We start from the raw sequence: 15,583 nt of genomic DNA, 5'->3' as shown, positions 1-15,583 counted from the left end.
GTCTACATTTCGGGTGAGTGGCCAGGACCACCAAGGAGGACGCGGTTGGCTGCCGAGGGCGTGCGCACGATACGAAGCTTCTGCCGAATCTGCACGACGGTCTGCGGGATTCTCGTCGACGTCGACGGTGACACCGTGGTCGACGTGCGCGGCGATCGGGAACATCCGCGGTCGAAGGGTTACACCTGCCCGAAGGGGCGTTCGCTGGGGAAGATGCACCACCACCCGCACCGGCTCGACCGCCCGATGATGCGGGTTGACGACGCCTTGGTGCCCACCACGTGGCAGGAGTGCCTCGATGATCTGGGCGAACGGTTGCGCCAGGTCATCGATCGCCACGGGCCCGGTTCGGTCGGCATTTTCTTCGGCAGCGGCCTGGGTATGGACACCACCGGGTACCGGATGGCCCAGGGGTTGCACGCCGCCATCGGCACTCCGGCGAAATTCAGTCCCATGACCATTGACGGCACCGCCAAGGTGTTGATCGCGGACCTGATGGGCGGGACGTCGGCGCTGTCCGGACGCCCCGACTACGACAACGCCGACCTGCTTCTGTTGGTCGGTACCAATCCCGTTGTCTCGCACGGCCATAACATCGCGATGCCGAACCCGAGGGGGTATCTGCGCGGACTGACCGGTCGGGGGCAGTTGTGGGTTGTCGACCCTCGCCATACCGAGACGGCGCGAATGGCGACCGGTCACCTGGCACCGCGACCGGGTACCGACTATGCGGTGTTGGCGTTTCTGGTGCGAGAGCTGCTCTCCGATGGTGCCGATCGCGAGTTTGTGCGGCGCCACACCGCGGACAGCGACGCGCTGGCGACGGCGGTGGCACCGTTCACACTGGACCGCACCACCGAGCTGACCGACGCCGACCCGGTCGGGCTCGCGGAGCTGCTGGCGGCGGTGCGTCACACCGGGCGGATAGCCGTAGAAACCGGAACGGGCGTGACCATGTCGGCCACCGCGAACGTAACCCAGTGGCTCGCCTACGCGTTGATGGCCGTGACCGGGTCGCTCAACCGCCCGGGCGGCTTCTGGTTCCACCCCGGATACTGGTACCAGCTGGAAACGTTCGAGTTACCGATCTCCGGGCCCGACGGATCGTTCGGACCCGGCCCTCGCAGCCGTCCCGAATTGCGTTCGATGCTCGATGAATGGCCCTGCGCGGCCCTGCCCGACGAGATCAGTGCCGGCAATATCCGCGCCGTGCTGAATCTGGGCGGCAGCATGGTCACCGCCTTCCCCAACGCCGGCGAGCTGACGGCGGCGCTGCGCAAGCTCGACGTGTTGGCCACCCTCGAGATCATCGGAAACGAGACGACGGAGCTGTCCACTCATGTGCTGGCCACCACAGACCAGCTGGAGCGGCCCGACGTGACGCTGTGGGACGTGCTGCTGACACAGGTTGGCGCGCAATACACTCCGGCGGTCGTCGATCCGATAGGAGACCGCCGCTCGACCTGGTGGGTGCTGGCCGAACTCGGACAGCGCCTCGGCCACGTACTCGCCGACACCAGCCAGCCGATCACCGACGACGCGATGCTGGCGGGCGTGACCGCGGGTGCGCGCCTGCCGATGGAGGATCTCATCGAGCAACGCTGCGTGCGGGTGGGCCACGAGTTGCCGGCGCCCTGGGTCGACCGACACATCGAGCGGCTCGGTGGGTGGCGGCTGGCGCCGGCGATACTGGTCGATCAGCTGGCCACGCTGGAGCAGCCCGCCCCGCTGGTCCTGGTGCCTCGGCGCCAGCGCAGCATGTTGAACTCACAGTTGGAGTACCTCGGCGAGCCGTCCGAAGTCCTCATGCATCCGGACGACGCTGCGGCGGCGGGCGTCGTCGATCACCAAGAAGTCACCGTGCGTAGTGCCAGCGGGGAGCTGATCGGGGTCGCCAAAATCGATCCGGCCATCCGGCGCGGAGCGGTGTCGATACCTCACGGACACGCGCACCGAGCCAACGTCAATCTGCTCACCAGCAAAGATGAGCTCGATCCCATCACGGGGATGACGCACTACTCCGGGGTCGCGGTCAGCGTGCAGGCCGCAACCGCCCCCGGCATCCGACCGACCGCCGACGCGCCGCAGGTCATCGCAACGCTCGGGTAGGGCCACGCTGGCTTGTTACCAGCGGGTAAGGCCATACTGGTGCGATGAAGCCGGATTACGACGTACTGATCATCGGTTCGGGTTTCGGGGGCAGCGTCAGCGCGTTGCGGCTGACCGAAAAGGGCTACCGCGTGGGCGTATTGGAGGCCGGGCGCCGGTTCTCCGACGAGGACTTCGCCGAGACGTCCTGGGATCTGCGCAAGTTCTTGTGGGCACCGAAGCTGGGTTGCTACGGGATTCAGCGCATTCACCCGCTGAAGAACGTGTTGATCCTGGCCGGCGCCGGAGTGGGGGGCGGCTCGCTGAACTACGCCAACACGCTGTATGTGCCGCCGGAGCCGTTCTTCAAAGACCAGCAGTGGTCGCACATCACCGACTGGCGCGACGAGCTGATGCCGCACTACGACCAGGCGCGACGCATGCTGGGTGTGGTGGAGAACCCGACCTTCACCGACGCCGACCGCGTCGTCAAACAGGTCGCCGACGACATGGGCTGCGGCGACACGTTCGTGCCGACGCCGGTCGGGGTGTTCTTCGGCCCCGACGGCACCAAGGCGCCGGGCAAGACCGTGCCGGACCCGTTCTTCGGCGGCGCGGGACCCGAGCGCACCGGCTGCCTGGAGTGCGGCTGCTGCATGACCGGGTGCCGCTACGGCGCCAAGAACACCCTGCTGAAGAACTACCTTTATCTCGCGGAATCCGGTGGCGCGCAAGTGATTCCGATGACGACGGTCAAGCGGTTCGAGCAACGCCCCGACGGCCTGTGGGAGGTCCGCACGGTGCGCACCGGCAGTTGGCTGCGCCGCGACCGGCGCACCTACACGGCCAAGCACCTGATCCTGGCCGCCGGGACGTGGGGCACCCAGCACCTGCTGTTCAAGATGCGCGACGAGGGCCGGCTGCCCCGGCTTTCCAAACGCCTCGGCGTGCTGACCCGCACCAACTCCGAGTCCATCGTCGGCGCCGGGAAGCTCGAGGTCGACCCGAACCTCGACCTGACACACGGGGTGGCGATCACGTCGTCGATCCACCCGACGTCGGACACCCACATCGAACCGGTCCGCTACGGCAAGGGCTCCAACGCGATGGGGCTCCTGCAGACGTTGATGACCGACGGTCCCGGACCGGAAGGCACCGACGTACCGCGCTGGAAGCAGTTGCTTCGGACCGCCCGCGAGGACCCGCGCGGCACGCTGCGGCTGCTCAACGCCCGCCAGTGGAGCGAGCGCACCATGATCGCGCTGGTGATGCAGCACCTGGACAACTCGATCACCACGTTCACCAAACGCGGCAAGCTCGGCATCCGCTGGTACACGAGCAAGCAGGGACACGGCGAGCCGAACCCGACGTGGATCCCGGTCGGCAACGAGGTCACCCGCCGCATCGCCGCCAAGATCGACGGCGTGGCCGGCGGCACCTGGGGAGAGCTGCTCAACATCCCGCTGACCGCGCACTTCCTCGGCGGTGCGGTGATCGGCGACAACGCCGACCACGGGGTCATCGACCCCTATCACCGGGTCTACGGCTACCCGACGCTGTTTGTGGTGGACGGCGCCGCCATCTCGGCGAACCTGGGCGTGAACCCGTCGTTGTCCATCACCGCCCAGGCCGAGCGGGCCGCCTCGCTGTGGCCGAACAACGGCGAGAACGACCAGCGCCCGATGCAGGGCGAGCCGTATCGCCGGCTGGATCCGATAGCGCCGGCGCACCCGCGGGTGCCCCTCTTCGCCCCGGGTGCGCTGCGCTGGTCACCGGTGGATCCGGTCAGCTCGGTGGGTTAACTGGCCAGCACCTCGAGCGGGGTGCCGCTGACCACCCGGCTGCGCTCGCCGCGCACGTTGACCGGCACGTCGCCCATCAGCGTGATGCGGTGCATGAGCCGGGGCTGGTCGTCGTAGTCGTCGATCGCCCGGTGCTGGGTCGCGCGGTTGTCCCACATGGCGACGTCGCCCGGCGCCCAGCTCCAGCGAATGGTGTTCTCCGGCATGGTGATTCGCCGTTGCAGCAGCTCCAGCAGCACGCTCGACTCGTGGCTGTCCAGGCCCACGAAGCCGCGCACGAAATCGCCGGCCAGCAGCGCGCGTTCGCCGGTCTCCGGGTGCACCCGCACCACGGGATGCTCGGTGCGGAAGTCCGGCTTCTCGAAGGCCTGCCGAAACGCCCGCTGCGTGTCGCTCATCGACATGACGGCCTCGGTGGACACGTAGTCATAGCGGTTGGTGTGCAGCGCCCAGAGGTTTTCCACCAGGTGCTTCAGCGGTTCGGGCAGATCCTGGTAGGCCGCCACGGTGGAGGCCCACAGCGTCGAGCCGCCGTAGCTGGGCAGGTTGACCGCACGCAGGATCGAGGCCGCCGGATAATTGGCGGCGAACGTCACGTCGGTGTGCCAGCGGGTCGCCTTGCCGTACTCGGAGTCGATCGGCGTGATCACCGGCATGTGCTTGGCGGCCAGGGCGGACGCGGCCGGGTGCCCGATGGGGGTGCCCAGCAGGCGGGCGAAGTCGAGCTGCTGTGCGTCGTCGAGTTGGTGCTGGTGGCGAAAGAAGATGACTTTGTGCGTCAACAGCGCCTGGCGGATCGTCTCGACCGCGGCGTCGTCCAGGTGGCCGCCGAGGCTCACGCCGTCGACGCGGGCGCCGATCCGGCTTCCCAGCTTGGTGACGGTTATCTGACCTGTCATGTCGTCTTCCTTGAGTCAAAACGGGTGTAGTCAACTGACTACATTTGGTAGTGTAGTCAGATGACTACAACTTCCGCAAGGGGCCGCGGGAAAGGGCCGACCGGGCGCGCGGAAGTGGCCGCGGCGATCCTCGAGGCCGCCACCGATCTGTTCGCCGAGCGCGGCCCGGCGGCGACGTCCATCCGCGACATCGCCGCGCGGGCAGGCGTCAACCACGGGCTGGTGTTCCGGCATTTCGGCACCAAGGAACAACTCGTCGGCGCCGTGCTCGACCACCTGGGGGCCAACCTGAGCACCCTGCTCGAGACCGACACGCCCGCGGAGGTGGTGCAGCGGTCCCTGGACCGCCAGATGCGGGTGATGGCGCGCACCGTGCTCGACGGGTATCCGGCGGGGCAGCTGCAGAAGCGCTTCCCCAACATCGCGACCCTGCTCGACGGGGTGCGGCCCCTCTACGACGACGAGGTCAACGCGCGACTGGCGGTCGCCAATGCCCTTGCCCTGCAGTTCGGTTGGCGGTTGTTCGCGCCCGTCCTGCGCTCGGCGACCGGGATCGAAGAGCTGACCGACGCCGAACTACGCGCCGCGGTGGGCGCCGAAGTCGAGCGGATTCTCGGGCCCGCCGACCCTCAGTGAGGCCGCGACAGGACCCGCCGGTGCATGGGCGCACGGCCCAGCGGCTGGCTCGGCGGGGGCAGGAGCGGCTTGCGGGGACGCACGGCGACCGTCGTCGGGGATTCGGTGCTCAGCTCGAGGTCCTCGCCGGCGTGCCGGATGGTCAGCTCGCCGCCGGGCCCGTCGCGCAGGGTGTACGTGACGTCGACGTGGTTGGCGTCGATGGTGACCCGGAAGTCGCGCCACCGCAGCCGGAACCGCAACCGCGAAATCCCGTCGGGCAGCGCAGGATCCAGCGATAGCACGCCCTCGTCGTCGCGCAGGCCACCGAACCCGGACACCAGCGCGGTCCAGGCGCCGGCGAGTGAGGCCATGTGCAGACCGTCGCGGGTGTTGTGGTGCAGATCGCGCAGGTCGATCAGCGCGGCCTCGTAGGCGTAGTCGTGCGCCAGCTCCAGATGCCCGACCTCGGCGCACATCACCGCCTGGGTGCAGGCCGACAACGACGAGTCGCGCACCATGCGCGGCTCGTAGTAGTCGACGTTGTGGGCCTTCTGTTCGGGCGTGAAAGCGTGGCTCTGCCAGTGCATCGCCAGCACGAGGTCGGCCTGCTTGATCACCTGCGCGGGGTAGAGCCGCACGTAGGCCTCGTGCAGCAGCAGTGGGTAGGTGGTGTTCTTCTCGAAGTCCCATTCGGCGTAGGTGGTGAACCCCTCGCACTGCTGATGGACGCCCAGGCCCTCGTCGTAGGGGATGTGGGCGGCGTCGGCGGCGTCGCGCCACGCGGCCGCCTCCTCGGTGGTGACCCCCAGCGCCTTGGCCGCGTCGGGATGGCGGTTGCAGGCGTCGGCGGCCGTGTGCAGGTTGTGCGCGGCCATCAGGTTGGTGAAGGCGTTGTCGCGGACGACCGCGGTGTACTCGTCGGGGCCGGTGACGCCGTCGAGGTGCCAGACGCCGTGCCGGTCGTGATGGCCGAGCGAGAGCCACAGCCGGGCGGTCTCAACCAGCACGTGCAGGCCGCAATCGGCCTCCAGGTCGTTGTCGCCGGTGACGACGCGGTAGCGCTCGAAGGCCATCGCGATGTCGGCGTTGATGTGCCAGGCCGCCGTGCCGGCCGGCCAGTACGCCGAGCACTCCTGACCCCGGATGGTCCGCCACGGGAAGGCGGCGCCCTCCAGGCCCAGTTCGGCCGCGCGCTCCTTGGCCAGATCCAGGGTGGACGCCCGCCACCGCAGCGCATCGGCCACCGTGTGCGGCGCGGTGTAGGTCAGCACCGGCAGCACGTAGCCCTCGGTGTCCCAGAAGGCGTGCCCGTCATAGCCGGTTCCGGTGAGCCCTTTGGCGGCGATGGCGCGGCGTTCGGCGCGGGCGCTGGCCTGCAACAGGTGAAAGAGCCCGAAGCGCACGGCCTGCTGGGATTCGGGGTCGCCCTCGACCTCGACGTCCGCGCAGTCCCAGAAGTTGTCCAGATACTTCCGTTGCGATTCCAGCAGCCCCTGCCACCCGCTGTAGCGGCCGCCGTGCAGCGCGGCGGCGACCTGGTCGCGCAGCGCCGGGCGCGAGCGCATGCTCGACCAGCCGTAGGCCATGTATTTGACGATGCGCAGCTTCTGGCCCTCGCGCAGCCCGCAGATCACGGTGGTGCGGGCCAGATCGGCGCGCGCATCGGTGCTGACCTCGACGCGCCCGGGAACCTCGACCTCGTGATCCATGCCGGCGGCCATCATCAGCGCGCTGCTGCGGGTGCGGTGCATGAGAACCGCTCCGGTGTCGGTGTTTTCGTGGGCGACCTCTTCGAGGGGGTTCTCCAGGATGGCCGACACGCGCGGGTCGCCGGAGGTCTGCGGCTGGTCCTCGTTGGTGACCAGTTCGGATTGCACCGTGACGCGCACGAACTCGCCGACCGCCTCCACGACGTACTCGATGGCGGCCAGGCCGCGGTGGGGCAGCGAGACGAGCCGGGTGGAGACCACCTTGACCTCTTTGCCCGCCGGCGAGCGCCAGTGCGCGGTTCGCTTCAGCGTTCCGGCGCGCAGGTCGAGATCGCGCTCGTGGGAGATCAGTTCGCCGTAGCGCACGTCGAAGGGCTCGTCCTCGACCAGCAGCCGGATGATCTTGCCGTTGGTGACGTCGACCAGGGTCTGGCCGGCTTCCGGGTAGCCGTAGCCGGCTTCGGCGTAGGGCAGCGGCCGGATCTCGTAGAAGGAGTTCAGGTAGGTGCCCGGCAGGCCGTAGGGCTCGCCCTCATCGAGGTTGCCGCGCAGCCCGATGTGCCCATTGGACAGGGTGAACAGGGATTCCGACTGGGCCAGCAGGTTGAGGTCGAGCTGGGTTTCGCGAACGTGCCATGGGTCAACGGGAAACGATTCGTCGGTGATCATGACTTCAGCAACTCGGCGAGGTCGCTGACCACCACGTCCGCGCCGTTGCGGCGTAAGTCTTCGGCTTGGCCCACTCTGTCGACACCTATCACGAAACCGAAGTTACCGGCTCGGCCGGCGGCCACCCCGGACAAGGCGTCTTCGAACACGGCCGCCGCCCCGGCGGGGACGTCGAGCAGTTGCGCCCCGCGCAGGTAGGAGTCGGGCGCCGGCTTGCCGGCGATGTGCTCCTGGCGCAGGGTGATGCCGTCCACCCGCTGCTGCACGAACCGGTCCAGGCCGGTGACCTCGAGGACGTCGCGGGTGTTGGCGCTCGACGACACCACCGCGATGCCGAGGCCCGCGGCCGACGCCGCCTCCAGATAGCGCCGCGACCCGTCGAACACCTTGACGCCGTCCTGCTTGAGGACCTTCTGGAACATGTCGTTCTTGCGGTTGCCCAGGCCGTAGATGGTCTCGGCGTCGTCGGGGTCGTCGGGGCTGCCGTCGGGCAGCTCGATGCCGCGGCTGTCCAGAAACGACCGGACCCCGTCCTCGCGCTTCTTGCCGTCCACGTATTTGCGGTAATCCGCGGCCGCGTCGAACGGGACGAATTCATCGCCGGTGCGCTTGGCCCGGTCGGACAGGTAGGCGTCGAACATGGCCTTCCAGGCCTTGGTGTGCACACTGGCGGTGTCGGTGAGCACGCCGTCGAGGTCGAACAGGCAGGCGCGCACCTTTTCTGGCAGACCCAGCTCTGAGCTCACCGGCGGTCCTCGCTTTCTGGTCTCGGGGGCTGGTTGACCGATACCCACTCCACCATGTCGCCATGTGTGCCGCCAGCGTTTCGGCGTCTGTGGCCGCGGCCGGGTCGACCCGCGGGGGTCCCGAGGACGGAGGCAGCTGCAGTGCCGGCGGGTGCGGTGGGCCGCCGGTCAACGCCTATTACGCTGTGCCGCGGCTTATTTCGCCGCGGGCGGCCTCAACGCCCGCTGCCGTGCTCCGGGGGCCAGGTGCCCGGGATCATCGGCATGCGGGGGGCGTCGCCGAAGTCGTCGCCGGCCAGGGTGGCCAGGCCCGTCGCTGCGACGGGTTTCTTGCTCGCCGTGCCGGCGAAGCCCAGGTTTCCGGCGCCGCCGTGCGACGCCGTCGTCGCCGGGTCGTTCCAGTCCGGATCGACGTCGACGTTCATGTCCATGAACTCGTCGCCGTGGCCGCGTCGGCGGCCCCGCCGGCGCCGCCGGGCCCGCCCGGCCACCCGCGCGGCCGCCGCGGTGGTGGCCGCGGCCGAATCAGGTTCGGGCGCCTGTCTTTTCGCACCGGCGGGGGCGCGTGCGCTCATTCCCGAACCGAACCCGATGCCGGGCGGCGCGAGGGCGTACGGGGGCACGAAGGGGACTGTGCCGGAGGCCGGCGGCGCGGGCGGTGCCGGGCTGGCCACCGTGCCGGCCGCGGGCGCGGGCGCGGGCGCCGGTGCCGGCGCGACCGCCGCGGCGGGCGCAGCGACGGGGCTCATGCCGGGCGCCGCCGGCAGGCCGGGCGGTGCGAGGGCGGGCGGGGCCACCGGCACCGCGGCGGGCGCGGCCGGGGGTGCCGGCGCGGCCAGGCCCGCGAAGCCGGCCAGCGCCCCGAAGGGGGCCGCGGCGACGAGCATCGGCAGCAACAGCAACTGGGGCTGCGTCGGGAGCCAACTGGCGAGCTGGGCCAGGTGCGTCGGCCAGTCGAGCAGCACGAGGTTGGTGATGAACTCGAAAGCCGCCGCCGGGTTTTCCTGCAACAGCGCCCCGAACTGCTGGAAATCCGAAAACAATTCGAGGGCCCGGACCACCCACCACATCACGTCCCCGGGATTGGTGTAGGCCTCGTAGGGCAGGCCGTTGAGGGTGCCCTCGACCGGATCCCAGTCGATGCCGAACAGCCGCAGGATCTGGGCGACGAACTGGTTCAGCGGGCTGTCGAACCCGTGCTCGTGGTCGTGGTGGTCGTCGTCCTCCTCGTGGTCGTCGTGCGCGATGGCCTCGGACTTCACAATGGGCGGCGCCGGGTCGGTCGGCGGTACGGCCGCCACCGTCGCGGTGGAGACGGCCTCATAGGTCGCCATCGTGGTGGCGGCCTGGACCCACATCCGCGCGTAGTCGGCCTCGTTGACCGCGATCGGAATGGTGTTGATCCCAAAGAAATTCGTCGCCACCAGGGCGCCGTGGACGACGTGGTTGGTGGTCAGCTCGGGCAGGGTCGGCATCGCCGCCAACGCCGCGGTGTAAGCGGTGCCCGCCGTCTCGTGCTGCGCGGCCGCCGCGGTGCTGTGCGCGCCCGCCTGCGTCAGCCACGCCAGATAGGGGGCATGCGCGGCGACGTAGGATTCGGCGCTGGGCCCCTGCCACGCACCGGCCTGTGTCGCCGTCAGCAGCGCGCTGAGTTCTTCTGCGGCCGAGGCGTATTCGGCACCCATCGCGCTCCACGCCGCCGCCGCGGCGAACAGCGACGCAGGCCCCGGGCCGCTGCTGAGCAGCGCCGAGTGCACCTCGGGTGGGGACGCCATCCACACCGGCGCGGTCATCGTCGGACGCCTCGGCTGCGGTGGGCCATTGGCGGGGCTATTGCGGCGGGCAATGTCATCACGGCAACTCCTGGGCTGGGCGAGCGTGCAGAATCACCGAGACAGTCAATTGAAAATGATTGTCGTTATCAATACTGGAGGCCGGACCTCATACCAAAGACATAAACTCGGTACGGATGAAGGGTGCTCGGTGCGCCGAAGCTACGGGGCACCCGATCCGGCCAGGCGCTTGATGCGTCCGGCGCGCACGCCGTTGGCGATGACGACGACTTCGGTGAGTTCGTGCACAAATACGACGGTGGCCAGCCCCAGGGTCCCGAACAGCGACAGCGGCACCAGCACGGTGATGATCGCCAGGGACAGCCCGACGTTTTGCAGCATGATCCGGCGGGAGCGACGGGCATGATCCAGCGCTTGGGGCAAGTGGTGTAGGTCTTGGCCCATCAGGGCGACGTCGGCGGTTTCGATGGCCACGTCGGTTCCCATGACGCCCATTGCGATTCCCACGTCGGCGGCGGCCAGAGCCGGAGCGTCATTGACGCCGTCGCCCCCCATCGCGGTGGGCCGCTGCGCACGTAGCTCTGCAACGAGGCGTGCTTTGTCCTCAGGGCGCAGTTCGGCATATACGTCGGCAATTCCGGCTTGTGCGGCCAGCGCGGTAGCGGTGGCCTGATTGTCCCCCGTGAGCATCGCCACCTGATAGTTACGGGCGCGCAGCTCGGCGACGACCTCGGCGGCTTCTGGGCGCAGTTCGTCGCGCACGGCGATGGCACCGAGCAATTTCTCGTCACGTTCAACGAGAATCGTTGTGGCGCCGCCTTGTTGCATGCGGGCCACATAATCGGTGAGGTCGGCCGGGTCGAGCCAACCGGGTCGCCCCAATCGGACGTCGTGGCCGTCGAGCCGGCCAGTCAACCCCGTGCCAGGTATGGCTTGCACGTCCCTGGCGGCAGTGATCGGCAATGCGGCCGCAGCGAGAACGGCTGCGGCCAGAGGATGTTCACTGCGGGCCTCCAGAGCGGCCGCCACCGTCAGAACCTCTGCGCGGTTGGCGCCGTTGGTGGTGGCGACGTCGATAACCGCTGGCCGGTTTGCTGTAAGCGTTCCGGTCTTGTCCAAGGCGATTATGCCAACGGTGCCAAGGCTTTCCAGGGCGGCACCACCCTTGATGAGTACGCCGACCTTGGCGGCCGCGCCGATGGCCGCTACGACCGACACCGGGACGGCGATGGCAAGTGCGCACGGGGAGGCCGCTACCAACACCACCAAAGCACGCTCCATCCAGACCAACGAATTACCGAAAACGCTGCCCGCCCCGGCGATCACGGCGCCGGCGATCATGATGCCCGGCACCATCGGCCGCGCGATGCGGTCGGCCAATCGCTGGGCAGTGCTTTTGCGTGCCTGTTCGGCTTCCACGATGTGCACAATGCGGGCCAGCGAGTTGTCCTCCGCGGTCGCGGTGACCTCCACCACCAGCACTCCGGAACCGTTGATCGACCCGGCTAACACCTCGTCACCAGGCCCGGCCTCCGCCCGTACCGACTCACCGGTGATCGCGGAGACGTCCAACGCCGTGCGCCCGTCACGGATGATGCCGTCAGTGGCCAGACGTTCGCCCGCCTTGACGATCATCCGATCCCCAATGCGGAGGTCGGCTGCGGCGACCACGGTTTCGGTATCTTCTCCGCGCAGCACGGTGGCCTCATCCGGCACCAGCGACAGCAACGCGCGCAGGCCGCGCCGCGTACGCGACACCGCGTATTCCTCCAGGCCCTCACTGACGGAGAACAAAAACGCCAGGGTGGCGGCCTCGCCGACCTGGCCGAGTCCGACGGCGCCGGCCGCAGCGATGGTCATCAACGTGCCGACACCGATACGACCGTGCGACATCTGGTTGACGCTGAACGGAACGAACGTCGATGCCCCCACGGCCAATGCCAGGACGTTCATGCCCAATGCGACCGGCCCAAGTGGGGTGACCCAGGCAGTGATCATCGAGCCCGCTAGCAGCGCACCGGACAATGCGGCACGTCGCAGCTTGGCCACCCGCCATAGCTGCTCCGGTGCGTCCTCGTTGTCGTCGTGGTCGCAGCAGCCGTCGCTCACCGGTCGCTTAAGACGACCTCGCTTCCCAGCGCACGAACCCGACCCCACTCGCGTGCTCCAGCCGATGGTTCTTTGCGCCAGACCAGCCCTGCGGCCATCCGCCGAGCGCGGGGTACGCACGGGCACTGACATCGCTGGGATGTGCTCGGCCTCGGCGATTGCCGACAGGATGGCCGCGGTGTCGCAGAACTCGGGTGCATGCCAAATCACCACCGAGGCCGTGCGCGGATGAATCTGCACGGCTTCGACACCGGCCATCATCCCGACCGTGTCCTCGATCGCGATGACTCGTGCGTCGTGGAAGCGAAACCCGGGTACTTGCACGCGGATACGTCGCGAAGTCGCCGATGCAACGGTCAGCTTGACGCCGGTAGCGCGGTAACAATCAGTGGTGAGCATCGTCAGCCTCTCTGGCGGTGAACGATGTGGACGCGGGCACCGCGGACAGCAAAGCCGTTAGCCCTGCCGCCGCGGATCGACTGAGGGCCCGTCAGCAGCAGTCGTCGTCAGCTGGGGCCCGCACCGGCAAGAAGGCCTCGTCACCGATCCGATCGCGAGCTTCCGCGACCACGTCCGCGGCCCTCAGCCGGGCGGCCTCGGCCGCCACCTCCGCACGTCGCGTTGTCCGTAGGCCCCACGCCGTGGCGGTCACCGCGGCCCGGTGAACCGGAGCTTTGCCCGCCGTCTTGCGCATCATCTCGTAGGCGCTCACCCCGACCAGGCCGGTCACCACCGTCCCGGCCGCCCTAACGAATAGCCCGTGTGCAACCACAGCTCAACCTCCGCGTCTTCTGTTTTCTCATTGGCAATTCACCGAGCCCCTTCATCGACTGGCCGGCACGTCGTCCTTGTCCTCGAATGTTGTTTGCTCGCCGCCACAGGGCTGGCCGGTGTCCACCGCAAGAACGACCTGGACCAGCTCGCCCAGGGCTCGGGCAAGGTGACTATCGGCCAGGGCATAGCGCACCTGACGGCCCTCGTAGGAGGCGACAACGAGCCCGCAACCGCGCAAGCACGACAGATGATTCGACACGTTGGATCGCGTCAACCCCAGGTGAGACGCCAACTGGCCCGGATAGCAAACGCCATCCAGTAGCGCGACGAGGATTCGGCAGCGCGTCGGGTCGGCCAGCGCCCGGCCCAGCCGGGCCAGCGCGGACTCCCGCACATCACAGGTCAGCATGCGCTGAACAATACTGCGATCACTGATATAACAGCAAGGGCTGAACTATTGTCACCCTGCTGACGCTACGTGTCGCGAAGCCCTCGGTCGTTGAATGCGGCTGATGTCGAGCTCGACGGCCGCCGTGTGGATTCGTGGCGGCGCAGCGACACCTCCGGCGAAGTTGCCAAGACGCCGTGCGTGCCGTGTTTTCGCCGTCGGCCTCTCGGGCGGGGCCGGCGCGGCTGGGCCACTAGACTCGCCTGCGTGGCGGAATCGAGGGAGACCGAGGCAACTGAGTCATCGGATGCGTCCGGGCCGCCGGCCCGGCCGGTGCTCGTCGTGGACTTCGGCGCGCAGTACGCGCAGCTGATCGCCCGCCGCGTGCGCGAGGCCAGGGTTTTCTCCGAAGTCATCCCGCACACCGCCACGGCCGAGGAGATCAAGGCGCGGGACCCGCTGGCCTTGGTGCTCTCCGGTGGGCCATCCAGTGTCTACGCCGACGGCGCCCCGCAGCTCGATCCGGCCCTGTTCGATCTCGGGGTGCCGGTGTTCGGCATCTGTTACGGGTTTCAGGCCATGGCCCAGGCGCTGGGCGGGACCGTTGCCCGCACGGGCACCAGCGAATACGGCCGGACCGAACTGAAAGTGCTTGGCGGCGAGCTGCATTCGGGCTTGCCGAACGTTCAGCCGGTATGGATGAGCCACGGCGACGCGGTCACGGCCGCGCCGGACGGGTTCGAGGTAGTGGCCAGCAGCGCGGGCGCGGAGGTGGCCGGGTTCGAGAACCGGGCGCGTCGCCTGGCCGGCGTGCAGTATCACCCGGAGGTGATGCACAGCCCGCACGGGCAGCAGGTGCTCAGCCGCTTCCTGCACGACTTCGCCGGCCTTGGCGCGGACTGGACGGCCGCCAACATCGCCGAGGCACTGATCGAGCAGGTGCGCGCCCAGGTCGGGGACGGCCATGCGATTTGCGGGCTGTCCGGCGGCGTGGATTCCGCGGTGGCCGCCGCGCTGGTGCAGCGCGCCATCGGTGACCGGTTGACCTGTGTCTTCGTCGACCACGGGCTGCTGCGCGAGGGCGAGCGCGCGCAGGTGCAGCGCGACTTCGTGGCCGCCACGGGCGCCAACCTGGTGACCGTCGACGCGGCCGACACCTTCCTCGACGCGCTCGCGGGCGTGACCAACCCCGAAGGCAAGCGCAAGATCATCGGCCGCCAATTCATCCGGGCGTTCGAGGACGCGGTGCGAGACATCGTGGGGGACAACGCTTCCGAAGGTTCCGGCGTTGAGTTCCTGGTCCAGGGCACGCTGTATCCCGACGTGGTGGAATCCGGTGGTGGCACCGGCACCGCGAACATCAAGAGCCACCACAACGTCGGTGGACTGCCGGGTGACCTGACGTTCACACTCGTCGAGCCACTGCGGCTGCTGTTCAAGGACGAGGTGCGCGCGGTCGGGCGCGAGCTGGGCCTGCCGGAGGAAATCGTTGCGCGCCAACCTTTCCCGGGTCCGGGCCTGGGTATCCGGATCGTCGGCGAGGTCACCGCGCAGCGGTTGGAGACCCTGCGGCGCGCGGACTCGATCGCGCGCGAGGAGCTGACGGCCGCCGCCTTGGACACCCTGATCTGGCAGTGCCCCGTGGTGCTGCTCGGCGACGTGCGCTCGGTCGGCGTGCAGGGCGACAACCGCACCTACGGGCACCCCATCGTGCTGCGGCCGGTGACCAGCGAGGACGCCATGACCGCCGACTGGACCCGGGTCCCCTACGAGGTGCTCGAGCGCATCTCGACCCGCATCACCAACGAGGTGGCCGAGGTGAACCGCGTCGTGCTGGACATCACCAGCAAGCCGCCGGGCACCATCGAGTGGGAGTAACCGCCTCGTCGTAGCGCGCCTCGCCGGCGACGGGGTGCCATTGACAGTCTCCACGCCCGGGTGGTAGGCATGGCGCAATTGAAAACATCATTTTCAATTGCTCGCCGAGC

At 68.7% G+C, this 15,583-nt stretch carries 11 protein-coding genes; 4 read left to right on the top strand and 7 right to left on the bottom strand.

What is annotated here, in order from left to right:
* Window positions 1-45: 45 nt before the first annotated feature.
* On the top strand, window positions 46-2,109 hold the full coding sequence (locus G6N26_RS13080) for a molybdopterin-containing oxidoreductase family protein (RefSeq protein ID WP_232067455.1): 2,064 nt from the start codon (window positions 46-48) through the stop codon (window positions 2,107-2,109).
* Between the two features lie 44 nt (window positions 2,110-2,153).
* Window positions 2,154-3,890 (top strand): GMC oxidoreductase, encoded by a 1,737-nt coding sequence (locus G6N26_RS13075; protein WP_067176033.1) that lies wholly within the window; start codon window positions 2,154-2,156, stop codon window positions 3,888-3,890.
* On the opposite strand, the gene G6N26_RS13070 is transcribed toward G6N26_RS13075, so the two are convergent.
* Window positions 3,887-4,789, bottom strand: a complete 903-nt coding sequence (locus G6N26_RS13070) for a TauD/TfdA dioxygenase family protein (protein WP_067176030.1) — start codon at window positions 4,787-4,789, stop codon at window positions 3,887-3,889. The two genes, G6N26_RS13075 and G6N26_RS13070, sit on opposite strands and share 4 nt — an antisense overlap.
* A 60-nt stretch (window positions 4,790-4,849) precedes the next feature.
* Here G6N26_RS13070 and G6N26_RS13065 point away from each other — a divergent pair, with 60 nt between their 5' ends.
* Window positions 4,850-5,425 carry a TetR/AcrR family transcriptional regulator gene (locus G6N26_RS13065; RefSeq protein WP_083019881.1) on the top strand — a complete coding sequence of 192 codons (576 nt, stop codon included), beginning with the start codon at window positions 4,850-4,852 and terminating at the stop codon, window positions 5,423-5,425.
* Here G6N26_RS13065 and G6N26_RS13060 read toward each other — a convergent pair.
* The 6 genes from G6N26_RS13060 to cmtR form a co-directional block, all read right to left on the bottom strand.
* Window positions 5,419-7,785 (bottom strand): glycoside hydrolase family 65 protein, encoded by a 2,367-nt coding sequence (locus tag G6N26_RS13060; RefSeq protein WP_067176023.1) that lies wholly within the window; start codon window positions 7,783-7,785, stop codon window positions 5,419-5,421. The genes G6N26_RS13065 and G6N26_RS13060 overlap by 7 nt on opposite strands.
* On the bottom strand, window positions 7,782-8,579 hold the full coding sequence (locus tag G6N26_RS13055; RefSeq protein WP_372460853.1) for a beta-phosphoglucomutase family hydrolase: 798 nt from the start codon (window positions 8,577-8,579) through the stop codon (window positions 7,782-7,784). The genes G6N26_RS13060 and G6N26_RS13055 overlap by 4 nt, the downstream gene beginning before the upstream one ends.
* Window positions 8,580-8,746: 167 nt before the next feature.
* Complete coding sequence (locus G6N26_RS13050; RefSeq protein WP_083019883.1) at window positions 8,747-10,324, bottom strand: PPE family protein; 1,578 nt, start codon at window positions 10,322-10,324, stop codon at window positions 8,747-8,749.
* Between the two features lie 201 nt (window positions 10,325-10,525).
* Window positions 10,526-12,832 carry a heavy metal translocating P-type ATPase gene (locus tag G6N26_RS13045; protein ID WP_083019885.1) on the bottom strand — a complete coding sequence of 769 codons (2,307 nt, stop codon included), beginning with the start codon at window positions 12,830-12,832 and terminating at the stop codon, window positions 10,526-10,528.
* A gap of 91 nt (window positions 12,833-12,923) precedes the next feature.
* Window positions 12,924-13,205, bottom strand: coding sequence for a DUF1490 family protein (locus G6N26_RS13040; RefSeq protein WP_083019887.1), 282 nt, complete (start codon window positions 13,203-13,205; stop codon window positions 12,924-12,926).
* A gap of 51 nt (window positions 13,206-13,256) precedes the next feature.
* Window positions 13,257-13,616 (bottom strand): Cd(II)/Pb(II)-sensing metalloregulatory transcriptional regulator CmtR, encoded by a 360-nt coding sequence (gene cmtR, locus G6N26_RS13035; protein ID WP_067176008.1) that lies wholly within the window; start codon window positions 13,614-13,616, stop codon window positions 13,257-13,259.
* Window positions 13,617-13,862: 246 nt separating this feature from the next.
* Here cmtR and guaA point away from each other — a divergent pair, with 246 nt between their 5' ends.
* Complete coding sequence (gene guaA / locus G6N26_RS13030) at window positions 13,863-15,473, top strand: glutamine-hydrolyzing GMP synthase (protein ID WP_179960206.1); 1,611 nt, start codon at window positions 13,863-13,865, stop codon at window positions 15,471-15,473.
* Window positions 15,474-15,583 lie beyond the last annotated feature (110 nt).

This window comes from Mycobacterium marseillense (genome assembly GCF_010731675.1).
Classification (GTDB): Bacteria; Actinomycetota; Actinomycetes; order Mycobacteriales; family Mycobacteriaceae; genus Mycobacterium; species Mycobacterium marseillense.
The sequence above is the reverse complement of the archived record's forward strand: the minus strand, read 5'-3'. Positions and strand labels throughout refer to the sequence as shown.

Excerpts from the sequence above, each read along its gene's own strand:
- G6N26_RS13075 (WP_067176033.1), top strand. The coding sequence starts at position 2,154 with ATGAAGCCGGATTACGACGTACTGATCATCGGTTCGGGTTTCGGGGGC.
- G6N26_RS13070 (WP_067176030.1), bottom strand. The coding sequence starts at position 4,789 with ATGACAGGTCAGATAACCGTCACCAAGCTGGGAAGCCGGATCGGCGCC.
- G6N26_RS13065 (WP_083019881.1), top strand. The coding sequence starts at position 4,850 with ATGACTACAACTTCCGCAAGGGGCCGCGGGAAAGGGCCGACCGGGCGC.
- G6N26_RS13060 (WP_067176023.1), bottom strand. The coding sequence starts at position 7,785 with ATGATCACCGACGAATCGTTTCCCGTTGACCCATGGCACGTTCGCGAA.
- G6N26_RS13050 (WP_083019883.1), bottom strand. The coding sequence starts at position 10,324 with ATGACCGCGCCGGTGTGGATGGCGTCCCCACCCGAGGTGCACTCGGCG.
- G6N26_RS13045 (WP_083019885.1), bottom strand. The coding sequence starts at position 12,832 with ATGCTCACCACTGATTGTTACCGCGCTACCGGCGTCAAGCTGACCGTT.
- cmtR (WP_067176008.1), bottom strand. The coding sequence starts at position 13,616 with ATGCTGACCTGTGATGTGCGGGAGTCCGCGCTGGCCCGGCTGGGCCGG.